A 19052-nucleotide genomic window follows, 5' to 3' on the forward strand; every position below is an offset into this window, starting at 1 on the left:
GCATCAACACGGGATGACCAGATGTCTGAATTAAGTTTTGAACCCGCAGAATATGCCGCACGCCTGTCCGCCGTCAGAGAGACCATGGAGGCGCGAGAGATAGACGCCTTGTTTGTGACCGACCCATCGAACATGGCCTGGTTGACGGGATATGATGGCTGGTCGTTCTATGTGCACCAAGGCGTCTTATTGACCAAGCAAGACGAACCCATTTGGTGGGGCCGCGCTATGGATTCCGTTGGTGCGCAGCGTACCACCTACCTGCACCGTGACAACATCGTCGGATATGAAGACACCTACGTTCAAAATCCCGACAAACACCCGATGGAGAACCTATCAGCGTTGATCAAAGCGCGGGGCCTGGCAAGGGCGACAATTGGCTGCGAGCTGGACAACTACTACTATACGGCGGCTGCGCATCATTCGCTGCAAGCCTGCCTGCCGGAAGCCCACTTCGAGGACACGACAGGATTGGTGAACTGGCATCGCGCGATCAAATCGGCGACCGAACTGGCGTATATGCACCGCGCGGGCCGTATCGTGGAAAAAATGCACAGCGTCATTCGCGAAACGGCCGAACCCGGCATGCCGAAAAACGAATTGATCGCGGAAATTTATCATGCATCGATCCTGGGTGCCGAGGGTCACTGGGGTGACTACCCTGCCATTGTCCCCATGGCGCCGTCAGGCATGGATGCGACCGCCCCCCATCTGACGTGGGACGATCAACTCCTGCGCTCAGGAGAGAGTACATTCTTCGAGATCGCAGGGGCTCACCGCCGTTATCAATGTCCACAGTCGCGGACGTTGTTCCTTGGTCAGCCACCCCAAAAATACCTTGATGCAGAGAAGGCCGTGCTGGAGGCGATTGAAGCCGGGTTGGAGATGGCGCGCCCGGGCAACCGATGCGAAGACATTGCTCTGGCCTTCAACAAAACCCTTAACAAGCTGGGTTTTGAGAAGGACAGCCGCTGTGGCTACGCCATTGGTCTGTCATACCCACCCGATTGGGGCGAGCGGACAATGTCCTTCCGTTCCGGTGATAAATCCGTGCTGAAGCCGGGCATGACTTTTCACTTCATGCCAGCCTTATGGCTGGACGATGGCGGACTTGAAATCACCGAACCTATCGTCATCACCGAAACCGGCGTTGAATGCATCTGCACGACACCGCGCGAATTATTCATCAAGGCCTGAGCATGCGCGATAATCCAATCACCCCAACTATTGATTTTGACCGCCAGGGCGTCCAGCATGGTCATTTGCGTCTGCCTTACAGCCGGGATGACAGCGCTTGGGGGTCCATAATGATCCCCATCACCATGGTCAAAAACGGGGAGGGTCCCTGCGCGCTGTTGACCGGCGGAAACCACGGGGACGAGTACGAAGGCCCCTTGGCACTTACAGCGCTTGCACAGGAGCTTAAAGCGGAACAGGTTTGTGGAACCATCTTGTTGGTTCCCTTCATGAATCAGCCCGCCTTCGCCGCGGGCACAAGAACCTCTCCGATAGATCAAGGCAATATGAACCGTGCGTTCCCCGGTCTGCCGGACGGCACGCCAACGCAGAAAATTGCTGACTTTTTCCAGCGCAGCCTGCTGCCGATGGCTGATGTTGTGCTCGATTTTCACTCAGGCGGCAGAACACTTGATTTTGTGCCCTTCGCTGCATCACATATCTTGGACGACAAATCACAAGAGAGGCGTTGCCGCGCGGCGCGGGACGCTTTCAACGCGCCCTTCAGCATCGATATGCGCGAAATCGACCCTTTAGGCATGTATGACGCGGCAGCCGAGATGCAGGGAAAGACCTTTGTCACCACGGAGTTGGGCGGCGGCGGCACCGCCACGCCCCGCACCATTTCCATTGCCCGCAAAGGCGCGCGAAATTTCCTGAAACACGCAGGCATTCTGGAAGGCCAGATCGACCTGGCACCAACAAGATCGCTGACGCAACCGGATGATGCTTGTTTTCATTTTGCCGAAGACTCCGGGCTCGTAGACTTCAAACTGGCTCTTGGAGATACCGTAGAGGCCGGTCAACTGCTGGCACATATCTGGAACACGGATCATCTGGGCAGACCCCCACAAGAAATCCATGCCCAACGCGACGGCCTTCTGATTGCACGCCATCACCCCGGCCTGATCCAGCCCGGCGATTGCCTCGCGGTGCTGGCTGTCGAAACGACCGCCTGACCAAACTCATTCAAACGCCAAAGGAACGATATGCTTAGGAACGACCAACTGGCGGCATGGGACCGCGACAATTTTTTTCATGCCTCAACCCATCTGGCCCAGCACGCTCGGGGGGAGACCCCAACGCGCATCATTTCGGGCGGCGACGGTGTCTTTATCGAAGATCGGGACGGCACGCGACTTCTGGATGCTTTTGCAGGCCTCTATTGTGTCAATGTCGGGTACGGTCGCCGGGAAATCGCTGACGCGATTGCAGATCAGGCGCGCGAATTGGCTTATTACCATTCATACGTCGGGCACGGCACGGAAGCTTCAGTCACATTGGCCAAAATGATCCTCGACCGTGCGCCGCCCAACATGTCGAAGGTCTATTTTGGGCAATCAGGCTCAGATGCCAACGAAACCAATGTCAAACTGATCTGGTACTACAACAACATCCTCGGTCGCCCGGAAAAGAAGAAGATCATCTCGCGCTGGCGCGGCTACCACGGGTCCGGCCTGATGACCGGGTCCATGACCGGTTTGGTCCTTTTTCACAACAAGTTCGACCTGCCCTTGAATTCGGTTTTGCACACCACCGCCCCCTATTATTACCGACGCGAAAACCCAGACCTGAGCGAAGAGGCATTTTCGGCTCACTGCGCGCAGGAACTCGAGGCGCTGATTGCCCGCGAAGGCGCAGATACAATTGCGGCGTTTATTGCGGAGCCTGTTCTGGGCACCGGGGGCATTGTCCCACCCCCGGAAGGTTATTGGGCGGCTATTCAGGATGTCCTTCGCAGACACGATATCCTGTTGATCGCAGATGAGGTTGTCACCGGTTTCGGTCGGCTCGGTTCGATGTTCGGATCGCTGCACTACGGGCTGAAGCCCGACCTCATCACCATCGCAAAAGGTCTGACATCGGCATATGCGCCGCTATCGGGGTCTATCGTATCAGAACGCATGTGGCAGGTGTTGGAGCAGGGCACGGAGGAGAACGGCCCCATCGGACATGGCTGGACCTACTCAGCCCATCCGATTTGCGCAGCCGCAGGGGTAGCGAACCTCAAACTGATCGACCAGCTCGGGCTGGTGGACAATGCAAAAACTGTCGGTGCCTACTTTAACGCTGCGATGAAAGACGCCCTTGGCAATCACCGCCATGTCGGCGACATCCGAGGCGAAGGGCTGCTTTGCGCAGTTGAACTGGTCAACGATGTCGCGCAGCGCACACCGTTTGACCCCGCGCTCAAGATAGGGCCGCAGGTCGCTGCCGCAATGCTCTCCAAAGGGGTGATTGCCCGTGCAATGCCGCAAGGCGATATCTTGGGTTTTGCCCCGCCGCTTTGCATTACCGAGCGTGAGGTGGATCAGGTCGTGGACACCACCCGGGTCGCAATTTGCGATATCTTTGACTGAATCTCTTACCCGCATGGTCTGAGATGCGGTCATAAGGCTGCAATCAACGTTATTTGCGCTCTTTGAAGCGACCGTGGAATGCAGACCCTGCTATGGCAACACAACAATATTTCCCGTGTGGTTTTTTTCGACGAAACTGGCCTGAGCTTGATGCAATTGCTCAAGCGGGTAGGTCGCGGCCAGCATCGGCTGCACCTCACCTTGTTCAATGTAGCTCACCAAATCTGCAAAGATGTGGGGTGGTAGTACGGTTGAGCCGGCAAAGGTCAGGTCTCGGAGATATAATGTCCGCAAGTCAAGGGACACCATGGGGCCCGCAATAGCCCCTGAGCAGGTATACCGCCCACCCCGTTCCAACACATCAATGACTGAGGCGAAATAATCGCCACCGACAACGTCCGCGACAACGCTGACCGTGTCTCGACCAATCGCATCATTGAGCGCAGACGACAGATCAGTTGGCGCGCGCGGCAAGATTGCTGCGGGATTGAGGGGCGCCACCTCTGCATGCTTACCCTCACTGGCCAGGCAGACAACGCGTGCCCCGCGCCGCTTGGCCAACTGGATCAACGCCGAACCGACCCCCCCAGAGGCACCTGTGACCAGCACGGTGTCGCCATCGCCGACCTGTGCCCGGGACAACATCCCCTCCGCGGTGGAATAAGAGCAGGAGAACGTCGCAAGCTCCGCATCACTCATGGCGCTTTCCACCGGATGCACATTTCGGTAATCGGCAACCGCAAATTCGGCAAATCCGCCATCACATTCCGATCCAAAATAACCGGTCTTGTCCTTGTTGAACGGGTCATCCCAATCCCGTAACCAACAATCGATCATGACCCGTTTGCCCATCAGAGCGGGATCAGTATTTTCGCCCAAGGCCACAACACGGCCCACGGCATCCGCTCCCTGAATGCGCGGAAACGCAATCGCTGCGCCACCCCACGAAGGGTCTTCCTGACCGACTTCACCGTAGGCATCGCCAGTTGTCGCATCGGTCACTGATTTTGAGTACCAGCCTGAACGCGTATTGATGTCTGTATTGTTAAGTCCGCAAGCGCCAACTTTGACCAGTATCTGGTCCGGTAAAGGCTCCGGCGTCGGCCAATCAGCATGATACTGTAGGACTTCGGGGCCGCCGTGCCCGGTCAGTACAAAGGCCTTCATCGTTCTGGGGACTGTCATGGTGTTAGGTCTTTCCGGGAATTCCCTGGGGTGCCAGTATTGCGTGTCTCAGAATTCGGCAGTCTATCAACACAAGGCTTAGCTTCAAGCATCAGCGTTGTCGTGTCCGTACCGATAGCCCATTCTCTTACGAGCTTGCCCAGCGGTTTGCGGGAGTGCTGCAAATTCCACGCAATACCCAATTCCCAATCATTTGGTCTTTCTTTCACGGGGACCCCGACAAATGGTTGACGAATGATCCCCAAACCGAGCATCCAACAGATCGGGTCGCAAAAACGAAAGGCAAGAACATGAGTACATTCGACGAAGATTTGTTTTTGAAGGGGTTGGAGCAGCGCAAGGCGACGCTTGGTGCTGAATATGTGGAAAGAAATCTGGCGGCAGCAGATGATTTCACCCGACCATTTCAGGAGGCGATGACCGCTTGGTGCTGGGGATTTGGCTGGGGGGATGACGTGATTGACGCCAAAACCAGATCAATGATGAATCTGGCGATGATCGGCGCATTGGGCAAGATGTCAGAGTGGGAAATTCACTGCCGGGGCGCCATCACCAATGGCGTCAGCAAAGAGGAGGTTCGGGCGATCATACACGTTGTCGCGATTTACTGCGGTGTCCCGCAGGCCCTTGAATGCTTCCGCGTGGCCCGCCGCGTGTTCGAGAATGATTGACATAACCGAGCATCACTTTCGCTCTTCAATCGTCAATGTGGTCACTACTTGACCCATACGCGATGCAAAGGAACATCCGGTCGTCATGCCTGAGGCCCTAAAACAACCCGCCTGAACAGCGGGTTGTCGGGGTTCGGCTCTACCGGCAAAAGCTGGCGGGTTCAAATGGTCCTATACAATCGTTGCTTCGGTGGCGTCACGAAGCGCTTGCTCGCTGACGCCGTCTGCGCATTCAACAATCCGCAGCCCGCCATCGACAACGTCCAGAACCCCAAGGTTGGTGATGATCCGGTCAACCACGCCCTTGCCTGTCAAAGGCAGGGTGCATTCGCGCAGCAATTTGCTTTCGCCATGTTTGTTGGTGTGGTCCATGACAACAATAACACGCCCCACACCTGCGACCAGATCCATGGCGCCGCCCATGCCCTTGACCAGTTTGCCGGGAATCATCCAATTCGCCAGATCGCCATTTTCGGCCACTTCCATGGCGCCAAGAATAGCTGCAGCGATCTTACCGCCGCGGATCATGCCAAAGCTTTGGGCAGAGTCAAAGTAGGACGTGCGGCGCAGTTCAGTAATTGTCTGCTTGCCCGCGTTGATCAAATCCGGGTCTTCTTCGCCTTCAAAAGGGAACGGCCCCATGCCCAGCATGCCGTTTTCAGACTGCAGGGTAATGTCTTTCTCGCCGACGTAATTCGCCACCAGCGTGGGAATACCAATGCCAAGATTGACATACATGCCGTCTTCGAGTTCTTCGGCCGCCCGCGCAGCCATCTGATTGCGATCCCAAGACATTATGCATCCTCCTTCTGGCGAACGGTTCTCTGTTCGATACGTTTTTCATGCGTGCCCTTGATGAGGCGGTGCACGTAGATGCCCGGCAGGTGGATGCTGTCGGGGTCGAGCGTGCCCAAGGGCACGATTTCCTCGACCTCGGCCACGCAGATGCGTCCGCACATCGCGGCGGGCGGGTTGAAATTACGGGCGGTTTTGCGGAATACCAGATTGCCGGTTTCATCCGCCTTCCAGGCTTTCACGATCGACAGATCGGCGAAAATGCCCTCCTCCAGGATATAGGTCTCGCCGCCGAAATCCTTGTGCTCCTTGCCTTCCGCGATCACCGTGCCGACGCCGGTTTTGGTGTAAAACCCAGGAATGCCGCAGCCCCCCGCGCGCATCCGTTCCGCCAGCGTGCCTTGCGGGTTGAACTCCAGCTCAAGCTCTCCGCTGAGGTATTGACGCATGAATTCCGCGTTCTCTCCCACGTAAGACGAGATCATTTTGCGCACCTGCCGGGTCTGCAACAGGATGCCGATGCCAAAATCGTCAACGCCCGCATTGTTGGAGGCAAAGGTGAGATCCTTCGTGCCCGCGTCCCGGATCGCCGACAACAGCAATTCCGGAATGCCGCAGAGCCCAAACCCCCCGGCCGCGATCAACATCCCGTCGCGCAACACGTCCTCCAGCGCCTCAGACGCCGAGCCGTATATCTTTTTCATAACATGTCCTTTGATCCGAATTCCCTGAGATGCCAGTGTTTCGATCCGCTGCCGCCCTCTCGCATTCGCAACCGATGACACACCGGACGATTCCTTGGCGTTACCTTTCCTATTTAGCCGTCAGTCATGCAACCGGTTTGCCACAAAAACCTGTCTTGCGCGACTTTCCCAATGGAAGGGCATTGCGTGAAGACTAATGGATCGATGGCTTTTCAAGCACAACAGGGGCACTGAAATACTCACCGCGCTCACCCCGGGATCGGTTGCAACGATGTTTCCAAGGCAGCGCGCAAATGTTCATGTTGTGTGGGAAGTTTCAGCGCCTCGCCCAAGTGGGCGGTGTCTTCGTCACGATCAAATCCCGGTTCGTTGGTCGCAATTTCAAAAAGAACGCCGCCGGGAGTGCGAAAGTAGATCGCCCAGAAATAATCGCGATCAATGACCGGTGTCACTGCATATCCCGTGTCCAAAAGCGCCTTGCGGACATCAAGTTGAGCGGCCCGGTTCTCCACTGCGAAAGCGATATGATGTACCGACCCCGCGCCTTGTTGAGAGGGCGCGCCATTCGGGATCGTTTCCAAATCAATGATGCTGGCACCTGCGTCAGCTGCAACCGCAAAACGGGCGACGTCGCCAATTTTGTCAACTTTTTCATACCCCATGAATTGGAGCAGCTCCGCCATGGCACCGTCGTCAACTAACTGCATGCGCGCCGATTGGAACCCACGGATCGCGTGACCTGCCCCGATACCATTGCCGATCCAGGCGGCGCGGGGGTCATCCCTGATCTCAGATAGCGCGAACCCCTCACCGTCGGCGGTACGAAACGAGAGCCGTCTTTCGCCAAAGTGCTCGTGTAGTGCCAGTCCATTGACCCCGTATTCACCAAGGCGTTTTTGCCAGAAGTCCAAAGCCCCTTGCGGCACTGAAAACACGGTTTCGCCGACCTCACCTGTTCCCTTGCGACCTCGGGCCATGTTCGGAAACGGGAAATATGTCATCACCGAGCCGGGGGAGCCAATCTCATCCCCATAGTAAAGATGGTAGACATCGGGTGCATCGAAATTGACGGTTTTTTTGACGCGCCGCAGCCCCAGAACCTGCGTGAAAAAGCGGTTGTTTTCGACCGCATCAACCGCGAGCGATGTAACGTGGTGCAATCCCTTGATCTGATCAAGCATGTCTTTTCCCTTCGGCCCGGCGGCGGCAATTGATGCGTATCACGTGCTGACCAATATAGAGAGAATTTATCAACGCGATAACGAACGAAGGGAATCGACCGAAGTTCTGCTTGACGGGCGCAGGTGGAAAATCTGGCTTGTCGCCGCCATCACTCACCAGAAACTGCGCCCGAGGCGGCTCGGTTCTTGGATGCATGTGAACGTCCCGCACAGGGGTTCGCCTTGTCACAGCACGCCGCACAAACAGGCGGCTTTCTCTGCCGGGTTGCAAATGAGTTCAAGAAAATGGACAGTTTATGAGGAATGGTCACCAAAACGGCAAAAATGCCTGCGGGTGGAGCCATGTGTGAAATGGGGCACGGTGAATCGAACCATGGGCAGACTCTCTGGGCTGGGGCTACGAACGGCGCGCATTGTTACGGGCTTGTTTTTGCTGATCTTCGTCACCAGCCATCTCCTTAATCTCAGTCTTGGGCTGATCTCAATCGAGGCCATGGATGCCGCGCGTCCCTTTCTGTCTGAGATATGGTCCAAACCGCCGCTGGGGCCGCTTTTGTTTCTGGCGCTGGTCATCCATTTCCTGCTGGGCCTATGGGCAGTTTACAAGCGCCCGACGCTGCGCACGAACACGCAGGATATCGTTCAGTTGCTTTCGGGCGTTATCGTCATTCCCCTGCTTGCGGTGCACGCGGTCGGGATCGCGTCGCTAAAGATTGACGGCATCGAATTTGGCTATGCGCAAGCGATCAAGCTCTTCTGGCTGGGGGCACCGCAAATTGGATTGTTGCAGGTGATCCTATTGTCGGTTGTCTGGATACATGGGTGCGCGGGGCTCTTTACCTGGCTGCGCGCCAAAGAAAACATGCGCAACGCGCTGGGTTGGATGTACCCCGTCGCCGTTGCTGTTCCGGTCATTGCGCTCATGGGATATGGCGAAGCGGGACGTGGTGCCCTGATCAAGGCAGAGCAACAAACACAACAGGCAGAGACATCGCGCTATGCAACCCAAGCGCCTTCTGAAACCCCCGCGACACCCATGAAAGAACGCATCCCGTACAAGACGGTCAAAAAAGTTACCAATCAAGTCATCTGGTGGTCACTCGCCCTTGCGGCTCTGACCTTTGCGGCACGGGGGGTACGACTGGCCCTTCAATCGTCCGAGCGGGTGGTTCTGAAGCGCGGCACGGGCCCCGCAATAAACACCACAAGCAAGCTGAGCCTCTTGGATAGTTTCCGGATGCATGATCAACCCCACGCAAGTCTTTGCGAAGGGCGCGGGCGATGCGGCACCTGTGCCGTGCGCATCCTGTCCTCCGAGTTTCCCTTGCCAGAGCCAACGCCGCTGGAAGCAAAAACGCTGATGCGCATTGGCGCGGATGAAAATGTGCGTTTGGCCTGTCAATTGACGCCCAGTGGTGGTCGGGTGGATGTCGAACCGCTGTATCCTGCGGACTATACCTTCAAAGATAATGATCATGAGGAAGATCAGCGCGCAAATGACTTGCTTGAGGCCCAGACATGAAGTGGTTATCGCGGTTTGGATGCGGTTTTTTGGCACTTGCCTTGCTGATTTCGCCCCTGCAAGTCTCCGCCCAGGACACCCCCGCGATTGCAGCGCCATCCACAAATGATTTGCATGAGTTCACCCGTCTTCTTGCTGATGAGCGTATTCAGAACTGGATACAGGAACAGGCCGACAGCGAAGACGCAGCCAGCCCCACGGATATCCCATCAGTCCGCGAGCAGTTTCAGAAAGCCGTGGAACGCGTTGGGAAGCGCGTTAGCGATCTCGGCGCTGCCTGGGCGCGTTTTGAGACCGCGCCCACGGTCATCCTGGAGCGCTGGCGTGATCAGATGACGCCCGACAGACAGGTGCGCAGTCTGACATTTGCGCTGATTTTCCTGTTCTTCGGCGCGGGGTTAGAATGGTTGACGCGGCAATATACCAACCCTGTGTTGCGCCGGATCGAAGTGCAAAAGTTCACCAGCCCCAAAGAACGCGCCATCGCAGCCCTGACGCGCACCGCTCTGGCATTCATCGGCCTGGTGGCCTTCGCCGCTGGGTCCATCGGCGCATTTTCTGCTGTTGGCTGGCCACCGCTGCTCTATACACTGATCCTCTCCACCCTTCTGGCCATCGTTTCTGTGCGCGCCATAAACACCCTGGTCAGGCTGTTTCTGGCACCGCGTGTGCCGCAATTGCGGCTCATCCCGATCACGACACCAATGGCCCGGGCACTAGGACTGACGCTCACGTTTTTCCTTGCGATCCTTGTGTTTGCGATCTCGCTAATTGACGTGTTTGATCAACTCACATCCGCGCGCGCATCCGGCGATACGGCTCCGGAAACGCTGGCGGTATCGGTTCTCTTTGCCGGGGTCCTGCTGATTGTCAGCCTGATTTGCATTTTCTTTTGTTTCATCAAGGCTCAACAGCACACCAGCAGTCTGACGCGCCGGTCTCTCTCCCGCTGGCGTGCCTATCTTTGCCTGCTCAGCACGATGGTTTTTGTCACATGGCTCTTTGGCATGTACCCACTGATGTGGTCGGTCATGGTGATCGGGTTGGCCATACCGGCGCTGAAACTACTGCGGGGATGGACCGACACCAGCTTTGACAATGCGATAACAGACTATCGATCAAAGGCGGAAAGAGCCGCCGCCCAATTGCCCGCGCCGGAGCCCATGGAGGGTATGGATGAGATCGAAAGCGCGCCCGAACCGGCTCTCATTGCGGATCCTTATGAAACCTACCGCCCTATCGCACAACGGCTCATCCGTTTCGGCGTTTTTGTCATCCTGGGGTTAACGCTGGCAATGATCTGGAACGCAGGCATCTTCGAGAATTCCGACAATCCCACTATGGGTCAAAGACTGTTTTCCATCCTGATCGACAGCGCGGCTGCGGTGCTGATCGCCGATCTAGTCTGGACATGGGGAAAGACATCCATCGACCGACGGCTGGCCGCCTACAAGCCCCCCGAAGATGGTCAGGCCCCCGGCCCCGAAGCCCGGATGGCAACCTTGCTGCCATTGCTGCGAGTTGTGCTGATGGTGACCTTGTTGAGCATGGTCATGATGTCGGTTCTGTCGTCGATGGGCGTGAACATCGCTCCGATTCTGGCCGGTGCCAGTGTTCTCGGCATCGCCATTGGATTTGGGGCGCAATCGCTGGTCAAGGACGTTGTTTCCGGAATTTTCTTCCTTGTCGATGACGCCTTCCGCGTCGGCGAATACGTCGAGATTGATCAGTTGCGCGGCACGGTTGAAAAGATTTCGATCCGGTCCTTGCAGATCAGGCACCATCGCGGTGCCGTGCACACCCTGCCCTTCGGCGAGTTGAAATCCATGACCAATTATTCCCGCGATTGGGTCATCATGAAGCTGGAATTCCGCGTGCCCTTCGACACCGATCTGCAACTGGTCAAAAAGATCGTCAAGAAAGTGGGCGCTGAACTCAAAGCCAATGAGCACTACGGGGACGCGATCCTCGATACTTTGAAATCACAAGGCGTGCGCCGCATGGAAGAGTTCAACATGGTGGTGGGCGTCAAATTCATGACCCGCCCGGGCGAGCAATGGCTGGTGCGGCGCGATGCCTACCAGAAAGTGCGTGATGCATTTGACGCCAACGGTATTCGCATGGCCGAGCGCAACGTCAAGGTTGAACTATCCGGCGATGAGCATCTTACGGAAAGCGAACGCAAAGCCGTGACGGCCGCCGCTCAGGAGGCTGTCACGCAGCCAGTTCAACCCGGGGTGATACCGGATGAACCCTAGACCCGCGCAAATTTGCGCACGGCGATCTGATGCGACCGCCGTACCACGGATTTGAGGTTGCCCGGCGCCAGACCCGCCAGCAAGAACGCATTGCCGGGCGAGGTCACAACTGCAATCAGCATCGCGTGATCACGTCTACCCGCGTAGTTGAGATTGACAGAGAGTTTTACCGCGCGTGGCGTGCGGGCATCAACCGGCAAGGCCGGATTAAACCGCCCCAGATGCGACAGACCGGCCACCGGAGGTGGCGCGTTCCCGCGCACCGTTTCATGAACAAAGGTGCGCCACTCCGGCGTAATCGCAAATCCCTGCAAATCCCCCGCCGGGGCGTCTTTCTGGAAAAAGACGTCAATGTTGGCATCCGCCCCGGCCAAAGACGTCGTGTGCCGATGATGCAACATGACAAAGACATCATGCACCCTCTTTCCGTAGCGCCTTTGTTTCGGGGCCGCCAGCAGATCCGCCTCGTTCGGCAACAGCGGATCCCACGTGTGTGACCCTGTGGGCAGAATGACCAGATCGGGACTTTCATGCAGTTCCAGGTTGCTGTCGTCCAATGGGTTTTTCGGTGTGGCGGGCAGTATCGAGCGCCCGGTATCGTGAGGCACTGCCCGAATAAACGTCCGCCCCACCGACACAGGCAAGAGTGAAATATCACGCTCCCAGACCCCGCGTGACACAAGAGCCGCGCGCAGAAAGGTACCCGCCTCCGTGCTGGAGATCGATAAATCCTGAACCATCGTATGCGGCAGCCCTTCCATCGCTGGCCGCCACGTCCAAGTGGGATGCGTGCCGCTCTGGTCAATCACCCCGTGCCAGACGCCGATGCGGTTACCCACATAGACATTGTCAGGCGCTTCCCGGTCGACGATCACACAATGCGCGGCCGCAGGCGACCCACCGGTACCCGCCGCCGCATCCAGCGGCGTGTTGCGCAATCCGGTCGGGTACCAGCGTCCCTGACCATCGTACCACCACAAGGTATCATGGACCGGGTCACTGGTGGCCTCTCCACTTGCACCAACACCCCGTTGACCCGTCGTTGCGACATAGAAACTCTCTTGCCCCGCAACATCGTTTTTGTGAACGGCCACGTCGGTCCAGGCGCTGAGCCAGGGGTCGGGAAGATAGGTGAGAAAGGGATTGGGAATGTCATCCCCCAGCTTGTGACTGCGCGGGCGCGTCGCAGTCGATGGATCACTGACCACGGATTGGGCAATGGCAGTCCAGGCCTGCGCTGCCGCGGGTGCCGGACGAGCAAAACGGAAAATCCGGACCGTGCGTTGGCACAGGACCAAGATCGCCATTCCCTCATAGCCATCAGCGGCATCGCCTTCGCGCAGAACCTCGATGACAAGGACAGCATCGGAATTGCCGTTCTCGGTGAGTTGGTCCTGAAGAGGTGCCCCTCCCGCATGCGCATCGGTCATACTTGGAATGGTGACCCAAGCCATGTTGATCGACGGATCGTTCCAATTGGCGCAGTACCATATCCGGTCGGTACCAAGGAAAATCCGGGCATCGCCCGCATTGGTCGCCGGTGCCGCGGCCCCTTGAGAATAAAATGTTGACCGTCCGTTTTCTGCCGTCTCTGTGGGCAGTGCGGGATTGGACCGCAACACAGGGCCCCAGGGTGAAAAGCTGGCGGGTTCAAATTGCCATGTCGCATTGATGAATTGCATCACCCTCTGGTGGGGTTTGGTCGGATGGAACAGGCAGCCACCACCGTCCCCTTTGCGTTGCAGGCTCCAGACCGTGTCACCAATACGCTGGATCGCGCCGTTGTCCTGTGTGCCCGCCAGAACCGGGCCATCTATCGTGGGGTGCGAGACCAGATATCCCGGCTCAGCCACGCTCAGCCCGGCATTCATCGCCCGCGCGGTGCCGCCGGATCGTCTGAAAACGCCGCCATCGCAGCCTACCCAAAGATTTGCACCCGCCTGCATGAGGACATGAACATCCGGATGAATACCAGCCCCGATAAAGGTCGGGTCGGTAACTGCGGTTGTATGGCGGGTCGGGTCAAAATCAGTGGTTGGGGCAGCTGCTCCGCCGGTGATGGTGAGATCGAATATCGCCGCGTCCCATTCACCATTGTCCTCCAGCGATCCACCGACGGTCACCACATCGTTTGCGCCAACCTGACGCACGCAGATGGCCTGATCGTAGGCGGATTGATCGTCAGTGTTGTTGATCAGGTTGCCTGCGTTATCGGGTGCGACCGATGACACGAACAACCCCATGGGCACATTCTGGACGGGAGGCGCAACCGTCACGCTGTTGGCCAGATCAACCCGCCACAATGCGGCATGCCCCGAGTTGGTACCAGGATTAATGGGATCAGGCACCTTACCCAGCACATACATCCGGTCAGTGTCGTGCGCAGCTTGCCCAAGGCTCAGCCGCGTCCCGGTTTCCAGATTGGTGAGCGTGATGCGCGCAAACGGTCCCGCCAGGCCGGTGGGCGATCGGTAAAGCCCATCGGTCGCCCCCGTCCCCACCAAGGTGACCCACAGGCCTTTGTCATTCCAGATGACATCGGTGCAATGTGGCTGGCCGGACAGATTGGCAAAAGCGGTGCTGGTGAATTCAACGCGCTGCCAATCCGCATCTTCGGAAAAAGCACCGCTGCGGGACCACAGACCGGTCGAAGTTGCCGCAACAAGTGTCGCCGTGCCATCGAGCGCTGCGGCAGCAGCAGGGTCGCGCGCCATGCGAAAGATACCCTCTCCCGTCAGGTTCCGGGCTTCGCGCTTCCAGGGGTTTTGCAGCGGGGCCGCCAGCGCCTCAGGCAACGTGCCATTCAGCCGCAGCACGCCGATACCGCCCATGTTGCTGCCCGGTGTATCCGAAAATTGCGGAAGGCCTTCACCGGTCCCCACGTAGACCACGTCTTTTGCCGGATCATCAACAGCCCCGGTGCTGCCAAACTCCACCCAAAGCGCTCCGATCGTCAGCGACAGATCGGAGCGATTGGCCGAAGCGGCAAGGCTGGCACTGCCCAGCGGCGTCCACGACGCACCGCTGTCCGACGAGTACCAGACGCCGCCGTTTGCACTGCCCACGTAGATACGCTGACCATTGGGGCTGACGGCGATCGCCCGCACCCGACCGGCGACTTGCGGATCACCGGTTGCCTGCCCGTTTGTCATGATCGACGGGCCCAGGGGCATCCACATGCGGTCTTCGTCGAAATTGGTCTGGATCACATCGTCCAACAGGTCCAGATCGCCCATAGCGCCCGGTGGCACGCCGATGTTCCGGTCCCGCAGAGCGCGTTCCATGCGTTGCGCCAGTCGGTCAGCCGATTTGGTGAACTCACGTGGCCAGTCGTAGCGGGACATCAGTCGTCCTCCCCGATCGTCGGATCGCCCTCGGGCGTGATACGGATGTATCCTTCTTCAACGGTCACCCGGCCCGACGGCAGAACGGCAGCCTGGGTTGCGCCCAGGATCGGGTCATCGCGCCATGTGATCGGTGTGTTCCGTCTGGTCCATGTCTGATTGGCCCCGAATGCGGCGATCTTCGGCAGTCTTACCTTGTCAGGATCGATCAGCACCGGGCCAATACGGGCCGAAGGCGCCACATGCCCCAGTCCCGGTGAAACCCAATCATTCAGTAATTCCAGAGACTTACGCGGCAGGAAACCTGTTGTGGCATGGACCCGGGCCGAAGGGTGCATCAGCAATGTCAGACGCAGCTTTTGACCCACGTGAACGCCCAGCGGCTCACCCGCTCCGATGTAAGGGGCATCCAATGGGCTGGGCTCCGGCAGGAAGTTTCCGCCAACCTGTGCAGAAACACCGCCAAGGGCCGCGCGGAAACCGCCGCCCTGACGGCTGACCCGCGCGGCCTGTGTGACCTCTTTTTCGATCAGATGGAAAAGCGCGTAATCATCGCCAATGAAAAATCCATAAAGCCCGTCGTGGCCCTTGGCCAGTTCGCCCAGCCGCACTGTGAATTCCTGTGATTTCACAACATCAAACATAGCCTCGCGGATGAGGTGATCGCGTATATCATCGGCGGTTTCGCCAAAGGCACCGGTTTTGGCGAGATCCTGCGGGATATCCAGCCAGAGTTGCGTCGTCACCACGGCAATCGGACGCCCGACGAGCCCTGCAATGGTCGCACTCGCAGAGGCCAGCGAACTGTCCACACTCCAGCTAGTGGTATCGACTGCGCGCAGGAATGCACTCAGCGGGCTTTCCTTATCGGCGGTCTGTTCCGAATTACGTTGCCGAATGTCGGTCTCGATCATCCCCTGCGCAATCTGCCCGCACAAACGCGCAGTCTCGGGCAGGCCGGTCATCGGCGATCCGGAGGCGGGGCCATCCCGACCTACCCCGCTTTCCCAGATCAGGCCGCCTGTGACGGGATCATGCAGCACCTCGCCGAGAGGCTGACCATCCTGATCAAAAAACTCGACGGATTCGTCGATGAAATCGGGCAATATATATCCCGAGATCGGGTTCACCATATTGCCGGGGTTGGCCTGATCCAGACGCCCCTCAACCGGAGAGGGCGAGGTATCGGCAGGATCAACGAACCGCCACATCAAGCGCGCCGGGAGCGAGAGCCGCGGCGGCATCGCCAGTGTTGGAGCGCCGTTCTCATCCTTTAGCGCCAAGGCCGTTGGCATGATGATCTTGCTGGTGGGCAGATCGCGGAAGCGGCCAAAGCTGTCAACGATGCGGGCCCGTGTCAATCGAAGCGCACCCTCCGCAATCAAGTTGGGCAGACCTGCGGCTGCAAGAGCATCTGCCACACCATCGGGTGCTGCCTTGACCTGACCATCGGGGCCAGCATCAACCGCCAGCCACAAATCATTGATCCGGTCCAGCGTGACAGATCCAAGATCCGCATTCTTCAGGAATGCTGAGAGATCCGCCAATGTCCCTTCATGTCCTTCGTTGATTTCCCCCTGGTCGTCTGTATCGCGCTGATTTTCAGCGATCAGATAAGTGTCGATCACCGCCTGATAGGTCCGCGCCAGTCCCGAGGTGATCGCTGAGCGGCCCTGTAGTTTGACTTTTTTCCCTTGCGGCACCGGGGCGCCTTCGAAATCGATCCTGCCCAGATCCCAGCCGGCAAACCCCTGCCCCGGCACAAGCTCCACTTCCCATTCCAGCCAGACCGGTGACCAGGGCTGAACCCAACTTGTGACGGCAACCGGGCTTGGATCACGTCCCTCTGCCAATGAAAAACGGCGCACGGCGTCACTGACGGCAACCTTCGCGCTGTAAGGGGTAGTCTCATCGCCGCGCGCAATCGGCACGATGCCATCGTAGACGCCATCTTGCGAATAGCGCAGCGCCATCTCTCCGCGCAGCCGATTCTGGGTTGGTCCCACCTGATCGCCGCGCACAACCGCGCGGATCGCCTCAAAAATCCAAGGCATCATGTACAGATCCCCCATGAACGAATTCTGGAGGATGCGATTGGTTATGGCGGGCACAAACCGATTGACCAGAAGGGGCACGTAGGTGCTCGCCTGATATCCCTCACCATACTTCGTGGCCATTTCATCTGACCATCGACAGATCAGCTTGCCTTCATCGTGAAACCGGCCATCTGCCAGAAACCGTTGCGAACGACCGTAGTTGCGCAATCCCAGGACCGGCGAGGTTGCCCGGTGATAGCGCGGCCCCGGTCGCTTGATTCTCCGCGTTTTGGGGGCGTCATCAATCCGCGACCCTTTGCGCCCGTATTTGATATCTTCGGCCCGGCGGCGCAGGCTGTCCTTGTCGGATTTGTGTTTGCCGCGTTTGCGACCATTCCAGATGACATCTGCCAATGGAGCGGCCTTGGTTTTCTGCTTCGCGGCCTTGGTTCGCAGCGGTCGCCCGGCTTTGAATGCGGACTGCTGACGCGAGATGACGACATCTTCATATGTTTCGGGACCCTGGAACGCCTCAAACCCGTCGGCATGTTCCGCCTCATCCAGCTGAACAATGCCATCGCGGCTTGCGATATTCATCAGGGACATGTTTGCGACGCCCGTCAGCAAGCTCTCAAAATATTCCTTTCTGGGGCCCGAACGCACGCCCAGCCCGCTGGCGGCTTGTGCCGCGATCAGTCGCTCCAACGTCGGCGCCATCGACAGTTCAATCTGTGACGCCCGGGGGGCCGCGTCTTTGCCAACACCACCGGTGATCGGGACACCGTAGACAGCCCCGTGCAGCACGGTTTCGTAACGCAAGCGCTGGCGTGCCAGTGTCACCTCATCGAAGCTATACTCTTTAAAACCCGAAAGCAGTCCCATCTGGGAGGTACTGAGTTTCAGAGCGGTCCTCAGGTCAGTTCCTTTGTCATCCGACTCTGAGCTTAACGGTCGTTTTGGCGATTTCCATTCCCCAATGAATGGGGCTGATGACGCGGTCCAGTCCAACCGATCGATTTTGCGCGCGACGGAATAAGGCGAGAAAACCCCACCCAGTGGATCATGTGCCCGGTCCGACCACCAGCCGATCACAACATAACTTGCCTGTCGTGTCAGGACCTGTGTCGGCTGCACCCCATCCAGCGGATCGTGGAAAGCAAACCGATTGAGCGTTGCGTCATAAGATGCGGTCCAGTTAGGCGAACCGCCAATGATCCCGGTCAGTGTTTCCGGTGTCATTTGCTGTGCAAGAGATGCTGTGGGCGCATTGGGGTATTTAGGTAGATCAAAGACGCGTCCCGTATCCGCCTCAATAAGCCAGGACCTCAGATCCACACGGGCGCGGTTGCGCCGCCCTGACATTCGCACGACCAGCCAGCGGTTGGGCAGAACCGGCATCTGCACCGGTTCATCATCGTCATCAACCATCTCGCCGCGCAGCAAACCGTCGGGCATCGCCCAATGAAGATGTACCCCTTTTGCCCGCGCCCGGGGCGTTGAGAAAGGTGCGGTTGTCTTGTCGGCATCTGCGCCATCGCCCAGCTCAAGCGGCAGGCGCACGTATCGTTCACTGTGGGAGGCCGGAACATAAAGCGCCTGCACATCGACGGGCACCAGCAAGGCAGGGTTTGGTGCCTGGAGAGGCTCCGGAAACCGGAACCGCTGATCCACGACGCGGTCGCCGACATTTGTGGCCAGTGACCAGTTACCGCTACCCAGCAGCGCATTCATCAGCTCCGCTTTGATCGCATCCGCCATGT

Annotated in this window: 12 protein-coding genes; 6 read left to right on the forward strand and 6 right to left on the reverse strand. The window is 58.1% G+C overall.

The genetic code is table 11. The annotated features are described in order from the left end of the window. Nucleotides 1–21: 21 nt before the first annotated feature. Genes doeA through ACOTTU_RS20380 form a run of 3 tightly spaced genes read left to right on the forward strand, consistent with a single transcriptional unit; the run spans nucleotide 22 to nucleotide 3596 of the window. Nucleotides 22–1197: an ectoine hydrolase DoeA gene (gene doeA, locus ACOTTU_RS20370; RefSeq protein ID WP_425660631.1), complete on the forward strand. Its 1176-nt coding sequence runs from the start codon at nucleotides 22–24 to the stop codon at nucleotides 1195–1197. Nucleotides 1198–1199: 2 nt separating this feature from the next. Beyond that, complete coding sequence (doeB, locus tag ACOTTU_RS20375) at nucleotides 1200–2195, forward strand: N(2)-acetyl-L-2,4-diaminobutanoate deacetylase DoeB (protein WP_425660633.1); 996 nt, start codon at nucleotides 1200–1202, stop codon at nucleotides 2193–2195. Nucleotides 2196–2225: 30 nt separating this feature from the next. Next, nucleotides 2226–3596 (forward strand): aspartate aminotransferase family protein, encoded by a 1371-nt coding sequence (locus tag ACOTTU_RS20380; protein ID WP_425660635.1) that lies wholly within the window; start codon nucleotides 2226–2228, stop codon nucleotides 3594–3596. Nucleotides 3597–3686: 90 nt separating this feature from the next. Here ACOTTU_RS20380 and ACOTTU_RS20385 read toward each other — a convergent pair whose 3' ends face one another. Continuing rightward, a complete protein-coding gene (locus ACOTTU_RS20385) occupies nucleotides 3687–4781 on the reverse strand; it encodes an alcohol dehydrogenase family protein (RefSeq protein WP_425660637.1) in 1095 nt (364 codons plus the stop codon). 290 nt (nucleotides 4782–5071) lie between these two features. Between ACOTTU_RS20385 and ACOTTU_RS20390 the strand changes: the two genes are divergently transcribed. Beyond that, nucleotides 5072–5452, forward strand: a complete 381-nt coding sequence (locus ACOTTU_RS20390; protein ID WP_298920143.1) for a carboxymuconolactone decarboxylase family protein — start codon at nucleotides 5072–5074, stop codon at nucleotides 5450–5452. 171 nt (nucleotides 5453–5623) lie between these two features. Here the strand turns inward: ACOTTU_RS20390 and ACOTTU_RS20395 are convergent, their stop codons facing one another. From ACOTTU_RS20395 to ACOTTU_RS20405, 3 genes are all read right to left on the reverse strand, one after another. After that, nucleotides 5624–6247 carry a 3-oxoacid CoA-transferase subunit B gene (locus ACOTTU_RS20395; protein WP_425660640.1) on the reverse strand — a complete coding sequence of 208 codons (624 nt, stop codon included), beginning with the start codon at nucleotides 6245–6247 and terminating at the stop codon, nucleotides 5624–5626. Next, on the reverse strand, nucleotides 6247–6951 hold the full coding sequence (locus ACOTTU_RS20400; protein WP_425660642.1) for a CoA transferase subunit A: 705 nt from the start codon (nucleotides 6949–6951) through the stop codon (nucleotides 6247–6249). Before ACOTTU_RS20400 ends, ACOTTU_RS20395 begins: the two co-directional genes overlap by 1 nt. Before the next feature lie 248 nt (nucleotides 6952–7199). Continuing rightward, nucleotides 7200–8132, reverse strand: a complete 933-nt coding sequence (locus tag ACOTTU_RS20405) for a VOC family protein (protein WP_425660644.1) — start codon at nucleotides 8130–8132, stop codon at nucleotides 7200–7202. Nucleotides 8133–8505: 373 nt separating this feature from the next. On the opposite strand from ACOTTU_RS20405, the gene ACOTTU_RS20410 reads away from it, so the two are divergent. Continuing rightward, the gene (locus ACOTTU_RS20410) at nucleotides 8506–9654 is read left to right on the forward strand and encodes a 2Fe-2S iron-sulfur cluster-binding protein (RefSeq protein WP_425660646.1); all 1149 of its coding nucleotides are present in this window, start codon (nucleotides 8506–8508) and stop codon (nucleotides 9652–9654) included. Continuing rightward, nucleotides 9651–11912 (forward strand): mechanosensitive ion channel domain-containing protein, encoded by a 2262-nt coding sequence (locus ACOTTU_RS20415; RefSeq protein WP_425660648.1) that lies wholly within the window; start codon nucleotides 9651–9653, stop codon nucleotides 11910–11912. Before ACOTTU_RS20410 ends, ACOTTU_RS20415 begins: the two co-directional genes overlap by 4 nt. Here the strand turns inward: ACOTTU_RS20415 and ACOTTU_RS20420 are convergent. Further along, on the reverse strand, nucleotides 11909–15256 hold the full coding sequence (locus ACOTTU_RS20420) for a WD40/YVTN/BNR-like repeat-containing protein (protein ID WP_425660650.1): 3348 nt from the start codon (nucleotides 15254–15256) through the stop codon (nucleotides 11909–11911). The two genes, ACOTTU_RS20415 and ACOTTU_RS20420, sit on opposite strands and share 4 nt — an antisense overlap. Next, entirely contained in the window at nucleotides 15256–19050 is a 3795-nt protein-coding gene (locus tag ACOTTU_RS20425) for a hypothetical protein (RefSeq protein WP_425660652.1), read from the reverse strand. The genes ACOTTU_RS20420 and ACOTTU_RS20425 overlap by 1 nt, the downstream gene beginning before the upstream one ends. Nucleotides 19051–19052 lie beyond the last annotated feature (2 nt).

The sequence above is a fragment of the Roseobacter sp. EG26 genome, assembly GCF_049830555.1.
Taxonomy (GTDB): domain Bacteria; phylum Pseudomonadota; class Alphaproteobacteria; order Rhodobacterales; family Rhodobacteraceae; genus Roseobacter.